Here is a 14,102-nt window from a genome sequence, read left to right as displayed (position 1 = left end):
CGAGCGTGTAGCGTGCGGATCGAACGACCGAAGGCCCTTCGTGGTCCACCCTTTGAACCCCAGTTGCTGGAGAGTGTTCCATGTCAGATCGCTACATCGACTTCGCCAACTCGTCCATCGGCCACCGCCTGGTCGGGGCCCTTGGCCTGCCGTCGCCGGTACGCCTGGAGCGCTGGCAGGCCGGCCGCATGCGCCCGGTCGAGGGGGCCCTGCTGATCGGCGGCGGCCCGCTGACGCAACAGGTCAGCGCCATCGCCCCGCGGCTGACCGAAAGCATCTACAGCTACGGCACCGACCCGAGCCTGGCCACCGCCTGGATTCCCGGTCACAGCCCCCGGCTCAAGGCCGTGGTGTTCGATGCCAGCGAGATCCTGCAGGTCGACCAGCTCAAGCAATTGCGTGAGTTTTTCCAGCCGTTGATGAAAAACCTCGAACCCAGCGCCCACCTGGTAATTCTCGGCCGGGCGCCCGAAACCCTCGACGATCCGTTCGCCGCCAGCGCCCAGCGCGCGCTCGAGGGCTTCAGCCGTTCGCTGGCCAAGGAGCTGCGCAACGGCGCCACCTTGCAATTGCTGTACGTCGGCGAGGGTGCCGAGAGCCAGCTGGAAGGCGCGCTGCGGTTCTTCCTGTCGCCCAAGAGCGCCTATGTGTCGGGCCAGGCGATCCGCCTGAACCCTTGCAGCGCGCAGGTCCAGGACTGGACCCGGCCCCTGGCCGGCGCGCGGGCACTGGTCACCGGCGCGGCGCGCGGCATTGGCGCGGCGATCGCCGAGACCCTGGCCCGCGACGGAGCCCAGGTGGTGCTGCTGGACGTCGCCGCCGCCCAGACCGATCTCCAGGCCCTGGCCGCGCGCCTCGGCGGCCACGCCATCACCCTGGACATCTGCGCCGAAGACGCCGCGGCCCGGCTGGTGGAACAGTTGCCGGACGGCATCGATATCGTGGTGCACAACGCCGGGATCACCCGCGACAAGACCCTGGCCAACATGACCCCGGAATTCTGGGACGCGGTGCTGGCGGTCAACCTCGAAGCCCCGCAGGTGCTGACCCGGGCGCTACTGGACAGCGGCACGCTGCACGACAACGGCCGGGTGATCCTGCTGGCCTCGATCAGCGGTATCGCCGGCAATCGCGGGCAGACCAACTATGCGGCGAGCAAGGCCGGGCTGATCGGCCTCGCCCAGGCCTGGGCGCCGCTGTTGCAGCCGCGCGGCATCAGCATCAATGCCGTGGCGCCGGGCTTCATCGAAACCCAGATGACCGCGCATATTCCCTTCGCCCTGCGCGAAGCCGGACGGCGCATGAGTTCGCTGGGCCAGGGCGGCCTGCCCCAGGATGTCGCCGAAACCGTGGCCTGGCTCGGCCAGCCGGGTAGCGGCGCAGTGACCGGACAAGCCCTGCGCATTTGCGGGCAAAGCGTATTGGGAGCCTGACCATGAGCCAGCGCTGGCATGACCTGAACACCCCGCCGAACCTGCCCGAGCTGTACTGGAAAGCCGCCACCCGCCGCAAGATCACCGGCACCGAACTGCCCGCGGATGGCCTGCGGTATCCGGTAAGCGTGCAACCGGCGAAGCTTGCGGCCTATCGCCAGGTCTGCGGGTTTACCGAAAACGGCCTGCTGCCGCCGACTTATCCCCATGTACTGGCGTTCGCCCTGCAGATGCAGCTCCTCACCGCCAGCGACTTCCCCTTCCCGCTGCTGGGGCTGATCCACCTGGCCAACCGCATTCGTGTGCTGCGGCCCATGGGGGGCGTGGGCGACCTGAGTATCGGGGTGCGCGTGGACAACCTGCGGCCCCATGCCAAAGGTGCGGTGTTCGACCTGTTGACCAACGTCGACGACGCGCTCGGGCCCCTGTGGGAGGCACAGAGCCAGATGCTCTGTCGGGGCGTGAAATTGCCGGGCGAAGCCCCCGCCGAGCCCTCCCCGAACGAGAGCGGCCTCAGCGAGCTGGCGCGCTGGCAAGCACCCGCCGACATCGGCCGGCGCTACGCCCGGGTGTCCGGCGACTACAACCCGATTCACCTGAGTGCCATGACCGCCCGCCTGTTTGGCTTCCCCCAGGCCATCGCCCATGGCCTGTGGAACAAGGCTCGCACCCTGGCGGCGTTGGGCGAGGAGTTACCCGCGGCCAATATCGAGATCGCCGTGGACTTCAGAAAGCCGGTGCGCCTGCCCAGCGAGGTGTGTCTGCTGGCCAGCCCCGCAGGCCCCAGCGGCGACCTGCGCCTGACCGGCGCCGGCGGCCTGGAGCATATGATCGGACACTGGCGCCCGCTGGCCTGAGCCTCAGCCGCGACGAATCAGGAACACCCCGGCCAGGATCAACAGCAACCCGCCCACCTTGCCAAGGCTGATGGGCGCCTCGCGAAACCCCGCCCAGCCGAAATGGTCCAGCGTCATGGCCATGCCCAGCTGCCCCGCGAGCACCAGCGCCATGAACAGCATGGCGCCGATCCGCGGGCCGGCGAACGCCGCGGTGGCGATGAAAAACGCCCCGAGCAGGCCGCCGCTCCAATGCCACCAGGTCAGGCCTTTCAAGGCATTCACGCCAGGCACTTCGCGCTGGGCCAGCGTCAGGATCAGCAAGGCCAGCGTACCGACGAAAAACGAGATCAGCGCCGCCGCCAGCACGCTCGACACCTGCCTGGCCAATTGACCGTTGATACCGGCCTGCAACGGCAGGAACGCACCGGCAACCACCGGCAGACAAAGCAACCACCACACAGGGGCAGGCATAAAGTTCTCCAGAAAAAATAGGTAGCGAATTATAAGACAAGTTGACGCCAGATTCGCGACGCACTCGAAAGGCCATTAATTGTATATATATAACTTTCGTTAAAGCGCCACGACACCTTCCCAAGAGAAAACCCAAGCCACTGATTCACATTGAATTTCAAATCAACAATGGCTTGCTCACACCTTTGGTATTAGTCCCTGCGCAGGAGAAAAAACAGCCGATATATATATTGTTAATACCAAGTTGAGAATGGTGGAAAAGAGTACCTGGGCCTTTTATGGACACAACGGACGAAACATCCCCAGCGACAGAACTGGGGAGTTATCGAAAACAACAAAACGTTGTAACAGGTGCAAGGAATCTTTCTCATGAAAACTCAAATCTGGTTGAAAACAAGCACAGCACTGGCCCTGATCCTGGCGCTCAGCCTCACCGGCTGCAGCAGCGGCGGTGGCGGCCACAAGAGCAGCTCCGGCAGTTCGACTGACAGCGCCGCGGGCGCCGATGGCGGCGCCAGCGGTGGTTCCGGTTCCGGCGACGGCAGTGGCAGCGGCGGAGGCACCGCCGGCACGGGTGGCGGTACTGATGGAACCGGCGGTGGCACTGGCGGTGGAACGGGCGGTACTGGCGGCGGCACCGCGGGCACGGGCGGAACAGGTGGTACCGGTGGCGGCACCGCGGGCACGGGCGGAACAGGCGGTACCGGCGGTGGCACTGGCGGCACTGGCGGTGGCACTGGCGGCGGAACGGGCGGCACCGGTGGCACCGGCGGCGGCACGGACCCGACCGGCCCCACGAACCCTACCAATCCGCTGGTGACTTCCACCGTAATCTCCGATCTCGGCACTACCATCACCGGTGTCGGTGACGGTGTCAGCACCATCGGCGACGCCGTGGAGCCGCTGCCGGTCGTGGGTGGCGTACTGCAAAGCGCGGTGAACACCACAGGCAACGTCGTCAGCACCGTGGGCGACGGCCTGACCGACGGCCTCGGCCAGCTGGGCAGCAACCCGCAAGCCCTGAGCAGGACCACGGCCACGGTCGGCAATGTGGTCACGGATGTCGGTGACGGCGTCTCGGATATCAGCGGCAAGCTGGCCACCGCCACCACCAGCGTGCCCCTGGTGGGCGGCGTGGTAACCCGCGTGGCCCCCGTGCTCGACGGCGTCGGCAGCCGGGTCAGCATGCTGGGCGACACCCTGAGCACTGTCACCAGCAGCGGCCCGCTCGGCGCTGCAACCGACGGCGTGGGCAACGGCCTGCTGGTGCCAGTGGTGACCCTGGCGGAAGGCCTGACTGGCCAAGTGGGCACGACCACCGGCCTGGGCGGCCCGGTCGATGGCCTGGTCAACCGCGTCGGCAGCGTGGTCGACACCCTCGGCAACAACATCACCGCGACCGGTGGCGGCAACCCGGTAACGACAACCCTCGGCGGAGCCCTGAACAACGTCGCGACCACCACCAGCACGGCAGGCGGCCTGGCCACTACCAGCGGTACCGGCACCAACACTGGTCTGCTGGAAACCGTGGGCGGGGCGGTTGTCAACCTGAGCAGCGGCCTGGATGCCGGCAATACCAGCACACTGGGTAGTGTGGTCGGCACCAGCGGTACATCGACAGGTAACGTAGTGGCCTCGGTAGGCGGCGCCCTGGGCGGCACCGGTGTCGCCAACACCACGACCACCGCTCCGCTGGCCGGGGTCGGCGCCACCGTCGGCGCAGCCCTGAACCCGGTCACCACGACCGTCACCGGCCTCACTCAACAGACCGGCACCGCCACCGGCGTGGGAACCCCTACCGCCGGGCTGCTGACCCAGGTGGGCGGCGCCGTCAGCGGCGTAGGCACCAGCATCACCACCGCCGCACCCAACCCGGTGATCGCCACCGTCGGCCAGACCGTCAACACCGTCGGCGCCACTGTCGGCTCGGTCGGCGGCCTGGTCACCGGCGGCACCACCACCGGCAGCGGCACCGGCACTACCACCACCGGCGGCCTGGGTGGCGTCCTCGGCGGACTGACCGGCACCCTGGGCGGCAGCCAATAAGCGTTTTGCACCTGGCCGATTCGACGGCCCTACCTACAGCGCCTACGCTTGGTTGGAGACGAGAGATTCGCTTGGGTCTCTCGTCTTTTTCTTGCCTGGAGCATGACGCTGGCAGTCCTTGATCAAGGCCCAGACCCTGACAAGCGCCGCTACTGAAGTCTCTCCTGCGTTGCTGCGATCTGACCATGGAGTGTCCTATGCGCGCTTTGGCTCCCTTGCTGTTCGTGTCCCTGTGCTCCTACGTCCACGCCGACAACCTTCCCAGTTTTCTCAATAGCAACGAAACCATCCGCAACCTGCCCGTGCCCAACCTGCCGGCCGACGCCTATCGCCCCACGACGCCCGCGCCCAAACTGGCGGTGCCGGCGCCTCAGGCCCAGCCCCTGACGATGACGACCAAGGTCAACGTCAGCACCGTGCAGATCGCAGGCGGGACCATCTATCCGCTCAACGAGCTGGCAGCGATCTACCAACCGCTAATCGGCCATGAGAGCACCATCGCGCAACTGATCGAGGCCACCCGGGAAATCACCCGCCGCTACCAGCAGGACGGCTACCTGCTCTCCTACGCCTTCCTGCCCAAGCAGAACTTCGAGCAGGGTAAGGTGCGCGTGGTCCTGGTGGAGGGCTACATCAAGGACTACCAATTGCAGGGCGATATCGGCCCGGTGTCGGCCTACATCGGCAAGCTGGTGGAAAAGCTCAAGGCCGAACGGCCACTGACGCGCAAGACCTTCGAGCGCTACACCACGCTGATGAGCCGCCTCCCCGGCGTCACCCTGCAAGCCCAGGTCCCGCCACCGGGCACCACCGACGGCGCCGCCTACCTGATCGCCCAGGCCAGCCGCAAACCCTTCACCAGCAGCCTCAACACCACCGACGACAATCGCAACGGCATGCAGGCCTTGCTGGGCCTGAGCAGCAACTCGCAAACCGCCATGGGCGAGCAGGTGAGCATCAGCGGCCTGTTCCCGCCGGGCGACGACCACGAGCACTACTACCGCCTGGACTACAGCCAGTTCCTCAATGCCGAGGGCACGCAACTGAGCCTGTACGGCACGCGCTATCGCGCCGACCCGGGGACCAACGTGCGCCTCGACAACGGCCTGGAACTCAAGCCGCACCGGGAGAACGACCGCTTCTCCATCGGTTTGAGCCACCCGGTGATCGCCTCTCCGAACGAGATCCTGAACCTGGGCGCGCGCCTGTACGCGGTCAACGACAAGACCCGCTACCAGGTCCAGGGCTACCCGCTCAGCGTCGAAGAGAAAACCGATATCCGCGCCCTGGCCTTCGAAGGCGAATGGCGCAAGGCCGACGCCCGCCAACTGCGGATTCTCAGCGCCGGGGTGTACCAGGGGCTGGACGCCATGGGCGCAAAGACCAACAACAGCCTGTATGACCTGGACTTCTTCCGCACACGCCTGTCCGGCGTGCAGAGCAACAAGTTCTTCGATAACTGGCAAGGGGTGCTGTCGGCGGCCCTGTACTGGACCCGCGACACCCTGCCCGACAGCGAGCGCGCGGTATTCGGCGGGCAGAACTTCGGCCGCGGCTACCCCGACGACCAGGCATCCGGCGACAAGGGTTGGGGCGTGGCCTACGAGGTGAACTACAGCTTCAATCGCGAGAGCCGCTGGCTGCGGACCCTCCAGCCATATGTGGTGCTGGACCGTTCGCGCAGCTGGTTCAACGAGCTGCCGGTCCAGGACAACGACCTGTCATCGGCGGCCGTCGGCCTGCGCTTTGGCGACGCCAAGTACTACAACATCTCCCTCGAAGCGGCCAAGGCCATGTCCGACGAGGCGCTGGACACCCACAACCGACGCCCGCGCTACACCCTGAGCTTCAGCTACCAGCTGTAGGCCGCCGCAAAAAACGACCCGCTCGCAGGCGGGTCGTCGGGGGAGCGAGCGTCAGAAGTCATAGCGCACCTTGGGGATGAAGGTGTCGGCAGAGAAGAGCGTAAAGGTTCAGGGATTGATCAGATGCAGGCGCGGCTGCGGGAACAGGTTGTTGAGGGTTTCCAGCAGGCGTACGTGATAGATGGGCTTGCGAAACAGGTCCAGTACCTGCAGGCGCAGCAGGTCGCTGACGTCGTCCATGTCGGCATGGCCCGAGGTGACGATCACCGGCAGATGCTGGCGGGAGGTGTGTTCGCGCAGCCGCTTGATCAGCGACAGGCCACTCTCCTCCGGCATGCGCAGGTCGGTGATGACCAGCGCGATATCCGGGTGACGGGTGAGGTGTTGCAGGGCCAGCTTGACCGAGGTCGCGGTGAAGCAGCAGAAGCCTTCGCTCTCCAGCCACTCCGCCAGTTCAAGCAGGGCGTCCTCCTCATCGTCCACAAGAAGAAGCTGCTGGCGGGGGGCTGGAGGGGAGCTCATGGGGAGATACCTTGAGGATCGGTTATCGAGCCGAACATAGCGCGCCACTCAAAACGGCAAACCAGCCTCGTGTCAGTCCATCAGGGCGCTGGGCGAACGACGGTTTCGCCACCCAGGGAGGTCAGAACGTTGTTGAAAATCGCCAGTACCCGGTCTCCCATCGGGCTCACGAAAGCCACGACCACGACGGCGACCATCGCCACCACGATCGCGTATTCGATTGCGGAAGCACCCTCGGTGCGATTGAAGAAGAGACGGGCTCTGAGCAAGAGATATTGAAGGATCATCAGACTTCTCCTTGGAACGCTGGGGCACAGATGTAAAGGCGCTGCAACAGCGTTGCTCTGTGCCACCAGAGCATTGTCAACAAAGTTCGGAGCAACAACTGTAAGAACCAACTAATCACTAAGTATTAATTGAAGAATTGACGCCGAAAAATCGACGCCATGGCCACTTCTGCCTGTTTGCAGGGGATATTTCTTTTCGGTGATGGCATTTCGTCCTAGCTCTACTACTTTCAAATAGCGAAATAGTTGAATGTTCATAGCTGCCTGATTGCCGGTTCCACTCATTTGAAAGCCTGGGCTGAGGTGCAACGGAAAGGAATGCCGTCATGAACAGTCGCATTACCATGGCCCTCGCCGGGCTGCTCTTGATCGGGGCGCTTTTTTTCGGCTACTGGGGGCTGGTGCTCAGCCGTCAGCCGGAGCCCTCGCCTCCTGCCGTCGCCCAGCCGGCCGCGACAGTCGTGGAAAAGACCCTCGCCGGCGCCGAAGACCAGACCCGCCAACCTGTCGTGGTGCTCAGCCGCGACGTACCGCCCTTCGTGGCCCTGACCGCCGCCGACCTGCACCTGGAAAAACTCCAGGTCGCTCCCGCCGGCAGCCTCACCAGCCTGGACCAGGCGATTGGCCGTACCGCCTGGCGGCCGTTGCGCGCCGGGACCTGGCTCAACGACGAAAGCTTCACTGCCGGGGGCTCCCTGGCACGCATGATCCATCCGGACGAACGTGCGCTGGCCGTCGCGGTGGATGAAGTGATAGGCGCCGCGGGCCAGCTGGTGCCCGGGGACTACGTCGACGTCCTGCTGTTCCTGCGTCAGGACAGCAACAACCTGCAGCAATCGGCCCAGGTCGCCGTGCCCGCCATTCGTGTGCTGGCCGTCGGCGAACAGCTGGGACTCACCAATGATGGCGCGCCGGCCTCCGCGGCCCCGAGCGCCGATGACAAGCTCAAGCAGGACCAGCGTCGGCTCGCCGCCCGCACCGTGGTGCTGGCCGTACCGGAAGCGCTGCTAAGCCGGCTGATGCTCGCCACCCAGGTCGGCACGTTGCGCCTGGCCGTGCGCAGCAGCGAAGAACAGCGGCTGGCCCGCTACTGGGCCGGCGAACCGGCAGCCGCCGCGCACCTCAAGGCCAGCAACAGCAACCTCTTCCAGTTCACCCAGCTGGCACTGGGCGGGGCCGCCAAAGGCCCTTCGCCGTCCAGTCCGGCAGGCGAATCGCGGCCGGCCGTGGAGGTCATCCGCGGCAACCAGGTCTCCCAACGTGCCCCCTGATCGAGCAAGGATGCCTTTCCATGCGCAGCCGTTCCATGCCCTCCAGCCCTTCCCCGACCCCGGCCACGCCGCTGCTCCCGGAAGGCGCTGACTTCGCTCAACGCAGCGGGTTATCGCAATGAGCCAAAACCTGAGCCAGACCTTTCTCGCCATCACGCGCAACACCACCGACCTTGAGTGGTTGCAGAGCGCGCTGGCCCCCCTGGGGCAGGTCGTCAGTGCCGGCAACGGTAGCCTCGACGAACTGCTGGCCCTGATCGACGTGACCTTCGCCAGCCTGGTGTTCGTCGGCCTCGATCGCGAGCATGTAGTGGCCCAGAGCGCGCTGATCGAAGGTGCGCTGGAGGCCAAGCCGATGCTGGCCATCGTCGCCCTCGGCGACGGCATGGACAACCAGCTGGTGCTCAACGCCATGCGCGCCGGCGCCCGGGATTTCGTCGCCTATGGCTCGCGCCCCAGCGAAGTGAGCGGGCTGGTGCGGCGCTTGAGCAAACGCCTGCCCTCGGTCACGCCCAGCACCCAGGGCGGCGGCCTTACCGTGCTCTATGGCGCCCAGGCCAGCGTCGACGGCGCGCTGATCGCCAATCACCTGGCACTGGTGGTGCAAAAGCTCGGGCAGCAGACCCTGTTGCTCGATCTCGGCCTGCCCCGTGGCGACAGCCTGGCGTTGCTGGGCCTGGAAAGCTCCTTCCATTTCGGCGATGCCCTGCGGCACCTGCGCCGCCTGGACGCGACCCTGATCGACAGCGCCTTCACCAGCGCCGACGCCGGCCTGCGCATCCTCGCCTATGCCGAAAACGACGAGCCCCTGGAACGTACCAGCGCCGCCGAGCTGTACATGCTCCTCAGCGCCCTGCGCCAACACTTCCAGCACATTGTGGTGAACCTGGTCGGGCAACCCGACAGCGAGGCGCTGCGCACCTTCGTCAGCCATTGCGACAAGCTGATCTGGTGCGTCGACCAGAACGTACTCGACTGCCGGCGCAACCTGGCGGTGCTGAACCTGTGGCGCGACCGCGGCATGAAGCTGGAGCACGCGCACCTGCTGGTGGACCACTACCTGCGTGGGGTCACGCCGGACGCCGACACCCTGGGCAAGACCTTCGGCCTGGAAGTCATCGCGACCCTGGCCAACAGCCCCGAGGTACGCATGAATGCCAAGAACCAGGGCGTGACGCTGTTTGAAATGGCGCCGCGCGAACAGCTGACACAAGGCCTCAAGACCCTGGGCGAGCGCCTGGCCAAGCGCTCGGAGAAAGACCAGGCCGGGCACCGGCTGGGCTGGCTGGAACGGTTGCGAGGCGGACGATGAGCGGAGAAAAGCTGTTCGGCGCGCCGCTGCGCAATCATGGCAACACCGACCACGAAGGCCTCAAGCTGGTGATGCATCGCTACATCATCGACGCCATCGAGGAGTCCGGAAAAAACCTGCTGGAAGGGTCGCGCCAGAACCTGTCGCAATTCGTCACCAACAAGGTGGCCGAGTACATCGCGCGCATGCACCTGGCGATTTCCCGCTATGAGATGGAGCGCCTGGCCGAGGAACTGGTGGACGAACTCACCGGCTTCGGGCCGCTGGAAGTCCTGCTGCGCGATCCGGCGGTGACCGAGATCCTGGTCAACGGCCCGCACCGGGTGTTCATCGAGCGCGACGGCGTACTGCACCAGAGCGACCTGCGGTTCATCGACGCCCACCATGTGGAGCGGGTCATGCAACGCATCCTCGCACCCCTGGGCCGGCGCCTGGACGAGTCTTCGCCGATGGTCGATGCGCGCATGCCCGACGGCAGCCGGGTCAACGCGATCATCCCGCCGGTGGCCCTGGATGGCCCTTGCCTGTCGATCCGCAAGTTCCGCAAGGACATGCTCAGGAGCAGCGACCTGATGGCCATGCAGACCATCGACCAGGCCATCTTCGACTTCGTCCAGGAAGCGGTGGGCAAGCGCTGCAACATCCTGATCAGCGGCGGCACCGGCACCGGCAAGACCACCCTGCTGAACATTCTCAGCCAGCTGATCAACCCCCATGAGCGCCTGGTGACCATCGAGGACGTGGCCGAGCTGCAACTGGGCCATCCCCATGTGGTGCGCCTGGAAACCCGGCCGCCGAACGCCGAGGGGCATGGCGAGGTCAAGGCCAGCGACCTGATCCGCAACGCCCTGCGGATGCGCCCGGACCGGATCATCCTCGGCGAGATCCGCGGCGTCGAAGTACTCGATGTGCTGACCGCGATGAATACCGGCCACGACGGTTCGATGAGCACCGTGCACGCCAACAATGCCCAGGACGCCCTGCTGCGCCTGGAAACCCTGGTCGGCCTGACCGGACGCCAGGTGGCCGAGCGCACCCTGCGGCAGATGATCTGCGCCGCGCTGGACGTGGTGATTCAACTGACTCGCCTGCCCGACGGCCGGCGCTGCGTCAGCGAGGTGGTGGAGGTGGTGGGTGTGCGCGAAGACATCTACGTCACCAACACCCTGTTCCGGCTCGACCGGCATAGCGGTTTCGGCTTCTTGCGCGAGGCGGTCAACCCCGCTGGCGACAAGCTGCGCCGCGACACCGGCCTGATACTTGACTGAAACGGAGCCCGCGATGATCGCTCCCCTGCTGCTGGCGCTGGTCTGCCTGATCCTGCTGGGCCTGTCGGGCTGGCTGTTTTTCAACGGCCTGCGCAAGACCGACACCGAAAGGATCCTCAACCGCCTCTCCCAGGGGCAGCCGGAGCCGGCGCCGCGCAAGAGTTCCTGGCTGGCGCTGGAGCGCATGTTCCTGCGCGCCGGGCTGGGCCGGCCGACCGAGCGCATCGGCTTGTGGCTGTGCCTGTGGGTGCTGTCGATCCTGCTTGGCTATGCCCTCGCCGGCTGGATCGGCGCCGTGGTCCTGCTGCTGTTGCCGCCGTTGTTGCTGCGCCTGTATGTGGCCTGGCTGTACCAGCGGCGGCTCAAGCGCATGATCGCGCAACTGCCGCCGCTGCTGGATCACACCGTGCGCAGCCTGAAGTCCGGGCGCACCCTGGCCGACGCGGTCCTGGGGGGCATCGAGGCCAGCAGCCCGCCGCTGAAGAACGCCATGGGCCGGGTCCAGCGCAATGTCAGCCTGGGCGTGAACCTGCCCGAGGCGATCCACGATTTCGCCGAGCTGTACGAAGAGGACGAACTGCGCATGTTCGCCCTGGGCCTGAAGGTCAACCATCGCTACGGCGGCAATGCCAGCGAACTGCTGGAAAACCTGATCAAGCTGATCCGCGAACGCGAGCAGGGAGCCCGCCAGCTCAGCGCCATGACCGGCGAAACCCGCATGACCGCCTGGGTGCTAGGGGCCTTGCCGGTGCTGCTGGTGAGTTACTTCATGCTGACCAACCCCGGCTACATGCTCGGCATGTGGCACGACCCGGCCGGACAACACATGCTGATCGCCGCCCTGGTGCTGCAGGTCTGCGGTTGCCTCGCGCTGTGGCGCATGCTGCGGAGTATCTGAGATGGCATTCCTGGCCAGTGCGATGTTGTTTCTCGGCGCCTTTCTGCTGATCGCCAGCAGCCTGCTGGAGCGGCGGCGACGGGAGCGCCAGGTAGCCCAGCGCCTGCAGGGCCACATGGTGCGGGAAAACCGCCTGAGCAGCTGGCTGCGGATCCTCGGCGACAGCAGGTTCGGCCAGCGTTCGGTGACCATGGACAGCGAAACCCAGGCCCTGCTCAATCGCCTGGGCTGGCGCCGCGCCAGCCAGCGCTCGCTGTATGCCGCCAGCCAGATCGGCATGCCGATCGTGGTGGCCTTCGTGCTGCTGTTCCTTCAGGAGCTGTTGTTCGCCGACGCCACGAACAAATGGCTGCTGCCGGTCCTGGGGATCGGCATGGGTTACCTGTTGCCCAAGCGCTTGCTGGCGTTCGCGGCACAACGCCGGCAACAGAGCATCGCCCGGGAGATCTCCACCTTCATTCCCCTGCTGCGCATCCTGTTCGAGTCCGGCATGGCCGTGGAACAGACGCTGCGGGTGCTGGCCAGCGAGGCACGGCAGTTGCTGCCGGAACTGACCCATGAATTGCGCCTGGTCCTGGCCCGGGTCGACTCGGGCCTGGAACTCGGCCAGGAACTGCACAAGGCCGCCGCAGTGCTGGCGGTCGATGAGTTCACCGATACCTGCGTCATCCTGCAGCAACTGCTGCAGCAAGGTGGCGGGGCGATGAAATCGCTGCTGACCCTCAAGCAACTGCTCGACGACCGGCGCCTGACGCGCCAGCAGGAATACATTTCGAAGATGTCGGCCAAGATGTCGGTGGTGATGATGCTGTTTCTCTTCCCCGCCCTGCTGATCGTCCTCGCCGGGCCAGGATTCACCGCCATCGCCCGGGCCTTCGCGTACTGACGAACACCCGCGCCGAAACAATCGGGCAACCACAAACAAGGCCGCATCGGGCCGGGGAAAGGCCCGCCTTCCATGGAAGGCGGGAGGGTCGGCAGGCTAGTGCGCGGTCACGCGCTGGCGCAGCCCGGAGTTGCTCGGCGACAGGGCCAGCGCCAGTTGCGTGCGGTTGTGCATATGGGTCAGGCGCAGCACCTGCGAGACGTAGAGCTTGACCGTGTTCTCGGTAATGCCCAGCTCACAGGCGATCTGGTAGTTGGTCTGACCCTTGCCCACCAGCCGGGCGACGTCCAGCTGGCGTGGCGAGAGGCTGCTGAAGATCGCCGGGATTTCCAGCTGATCGGTTTCGCCGCCCTGTTCACCGGCAGGCTCGGCGGCCTGGGTGCGCTGCGGATGGCGACGGACCTTGTCCAGGTCCTGGTACAGGTCGTCGATGGATTCGGAGAGGAACTGCAGCTTCTGGTTCAGATGCCCCAGGTGCAGGTTCTTCTGCCGCTCCTGCAACGCCACTTCCTGGCGGCGCAGGCCTTCGAGCAACTCGTCGAGCTCGATCGGTTTCTGGTAGTAGTCGGCGATGCCCGCGCGCAGGGCCTTGATCACGTCCTGCTTGTCGGCGCGCCCGGTGAGCATGATGGCTTCGAACACGCGCAGCTTGCCGGCGATCCGTTGCAGCTCCTGGACCAGCTGGATGCCGTCCATGTCCGGCATGTGCAGGTCGCACAGCACCAGGCTGATCTCGGTGTCTTCAGTGAAACGCTCGATGGCTTCTCGGCTGGATTCGCAGGGAACGCACCGGTAACCACTGTTTTCAAGAAATTCACAGAGCTCTTCAACGATCAACGGCTGGTCGTCGACCACAAGTACTTTCATCTGAGAGATCACCCTGTCCACATCCAACTCCATGCCCGGAATGCCCAAGACCGCCATGCCTTGCCCGGCGGCACGCAGGCAGGCTCAAATTAAACGTAGACTACTTTCCGACTATGTACATAGAAGTGCTGGCACCT

The 14,102-nt window shown here is 65.5% G+C and carries 13 protein-coding genes; 9 read left to right on the top strand and 4 right to left on the bottom strand.

Annotation, left to right across the window (positions count from 1 at the left end; translation table 11 throughout):
* The first annotated feature begins 80 nt into the window (after positions 1-80).
* Together TO66_RS03370 and TO66_RS03365 are read left to right on the top strand one after the other, a co-directional pair.
* Positions 81-1,433, top strand: coding sequence for a 3-oxoacyl-ACP reductase (locus TO66_RS03370; protein WP_044460998.1), 1,353 nt, complete (start codon positions 81-83; stop codon positions 1,431-1,433).
* Between the two features lie 2 nt (positions 1,434-1,435).
* Positions 1,436-2,290: a MaoC/PaaZ C-terminal domain-containing protein gene (locus TO66_RS03365; RefSeq protein WP_044460997.1), complete on the top strand. Its 855-nt coding sequence runs from the start codon at positions 1,436-1,438 to the stop codon at positions 2,288-2,290.
* Positions 2,291-2,293: 3 nt separating this feature from the next.
* Here the strand turns inward: TO66_RS03365 and TO66_RS03360 are convergent, their stop codons facing one another.
* The gene (locus TO66_RS03360; protein ID WP_044460996.1) at positions 2,294-2,743 is read right to left on the bottom strand and encodes a DMT family transporter; all 450 of its coding nucleotides are present in this window, start codon (positions 2,741-2,743) and stop codon (positions 2,294-2,296) included.
* Positions 2,744-3,112: 369 nt separating this feature from the next.
* Here TO66_RS03360 and TO66_RS03355 point away from each other — a divergent pair, with 369 nt between their 5' ends.
* Positions 3,113-4,789, top strand: a complete 1,677-nt coding sequence (locus tag TO66_RS03355) for a collagen-like triple helix repeat-containing protein (protein WP_044460995.1) — start codon at positions 3,113-3,115, stop codon at positions 4,787-4,789.
* Between the two features lie 197 nt (positions 4,790-4,986).
* A complete protein-coding gene (locus tag TO66_RS03350) occupies positions 4,987-6,654 on the top strand; it encodes a ShlB/FhaC/HecB family hemolysin secretion/activation protein (protein WP_044460994.1) in 1,668 nt (555 codons plus the stop codon).
* Between the two features lie 108 nt (positions 6,655-6,762).
* Here TO66_RS03350 and TO66_RS03345 read toward each other — a convergent pair whose 3' ends face one another.
* A complete protein-coding gene (locus TO66_RS03345; RefSeq protein ID WP_044460993.1) occupies positions 6,763-7,176 on the bottom strand; it encodes a response regulator in 414 nt (137 codons plus the stop codon).
* An 80-nt stretch (positions 7,177-7,256) separates the two neighbouring features.
* Positions 7,257-7,463, bottom strand: coding sequence for a Flp family type IVb pilin (locus TO66_RS03340; RefSeq protein WP_044460992.1), 207 nt, complete (start codon positions 7,461-7,463; stop codon positions 7,257-7,259).
* Positions 7,464-7,789: 326 nt separating this feature from the next.
* Here TO66_RS03340 and cpaB point away from each other — a divergent pair, with 326 nt between their 5' ends.
* The 5 genes from cpaB (at position 7,790) to TO66_RS03315 (ending at position 13,098) form a co-directional block, all read left to right on the top strand.
* Positions 7,790-8,734 (top strand): Flp pilus assembly protein CpaB, encoded by a 945-nt coding sequence (gene cpaB / locus TO66_RS03335; protein WP_044460991.1) that lies wholly within the window; start codon positions 7,790-7,792, stop codon positions 8,732-8,734.
* Between the two features lie 118 nt (positions 8,735-8,852).
* Entirely contained in the window at positions 8,853-10,046 is a 1,194-nt protein-coding gene (locus TO66_RS03330) for a pilus assembly protein (RefSeq protein ID WP_044460990.1), read from the top strand.
* Positions 10,043-11,314: a CpaF family protein gene (locus tag TO66_RS03325; protein WP_044460989.1), complete on the top strand. Its 1,272-nt coding sequence runs from the start codon at positions 10,043-10,045 to the stop codon at positions 11,312-11,314. The genes TO66_RS03330 and TO66_RS03325 overlap by 4 nt, the downstream gene beginning before the upstream one ends.
* A 13-nt stretch (positions 11,315-11,327) precedes the next feature.
* Positions 11,328-12,212 (top strand): type II secretion system F family protein, encoded by an 885-nt coding sequence (locus TO66_RS03320; RefSeq protein WP_044460988.1) that lies wholly within the window; start codon positions 11,328-11,330, stop codon positions 12,210-12,212.
* Position 12,213: 1 nt separating this feature from the next.
* Positions 12,214-13,098, top strand: coding sequence for a type II secretion system F family protein (locus TO66_RS03315; RefSeq protein ID WP_044460987.1), 885 nt, complete (start codon positions 12,214-12,216; stop codon positions 13,096-13,098).
* A gap of 96 nt (positions 13,099-13,194) precedes the next feature.
* Here the strand turns inward: TO66_RS03315 and TO66_RS03310 are convergent, their stop codons facing one another.
* Entirely contained in the window at positions 13,195-13,998 is an 804-nt protein-coding gene (locus tag TO66_RS03310; RefSeq protein ID WP_409077180.1) for a response regulator, read from the bottom strand.
* Between the last annotated feature and the right edge of the window lie 104 nt (positions 13,999-14,102).

Origin of the sequence: Pseudomonas sp. MRSN 12121, from assembly GCF_000931465.1 — a bacterium.
In the GTDB taxonomy this organism is placed as follows: Bacteria; Pseudomonadota; Gammaproteobacteria; order Pseudomonadales; family Pseudomonadaceae; genus Aquipseudomonas.
Note: the sequence above shows the minus strand (reverse complement) of the source record. Positions and strands in the feature narration are given on the sequence as shown.

Coding starts and splice junctions, on each gene's coding strand:
- TO66_RS03345 (WP_044460993.1), bottom strand. CDS start 7,176: ATGAGCTCCCCTCCAGCCCCCCGCCAGCAGCTTCTTCTTGTGGACGAT.
- TO66_RS03355 (WP_044460995.1), top strand. CDS start 3,113: ATGAAAACTCAAATCTGGTTGAAAACAAGCACAGCACTGGCCCTGATC.
- TO66_RS03330 (WP_044460990.1), top strand. CDS start 8,853: ATGAGCCAAAACCTGAGCCAGACCTTTCTCGCCATCACGCGCAACACC.
- TO66_RS03370 (WP_044460998.1), top strand. CDS start 81: ATGTCAGATCGCTACATCGACTTCGCCAACTCGTCCATCGGCCACCGC.
- TO66_RS03310 (WP_409077180.1), bottom strand. CDS start 13,998: ATGGAGTTGGATGTGGACAGGGTGATCTCTCAGATGAAAGTACTTGTG.
- TO66_RS03350 (WP_044460994.1), top strand. CDS start 4,987: ATGCGCGCTTTGGCTCCCTTGCTGTTCGTGTCCCTGTGCTCCTACGTC.
- TO66_RS03360 (WP_044460996.1), bottom strand. CDS start 2,743: ATGCCTGCCCCTGTGTGGTGGTTGCTTTGTCTGCCGGTGGTTGCCGGT.
- TO66_RS03315 (WP_044460987.1), top strand. CDS start 12,214: ATGGCATTCCTGGCCAGTGCGATGTTGTTTCTCGGCGCCTTTCTGCTG.
- TO66_RS03340 (WP_044460992.1), bottom strand. CDS start 7,463: ATGATCCTTCAATATCTCTTGCTCAGAGCCCGTCTCTTCTTCAATCGC.
- cpaB (WP_044460991.1), top strand. CDS start 7,790: ATGAACAGTCGCATTACCATGGCCCTCGCCGGGCTGCTCTTGATCGGG.
- TO66_RS03365 (WP_044460997.1), top strand. CDS start 1,436: ATGAGCCAGCGCTGGCATGACCTGAACACCCCGCCGAACCTGCCCGAG.
- TO66_RS03320 (WP_044460988.1), top strand. CDS start 11,328: ATGATCGCTCCCCTGCTGCTGGCGCTGGTCTGCCTGATCCTGCTGGGC.
- TO66_RS03325 (WP_044460989.1), top strand. CDS start 10,043: ATGAGCGGAGAAAAGCTGTTCGGCGCGCCGCTGCGCAATCATGGCAAC.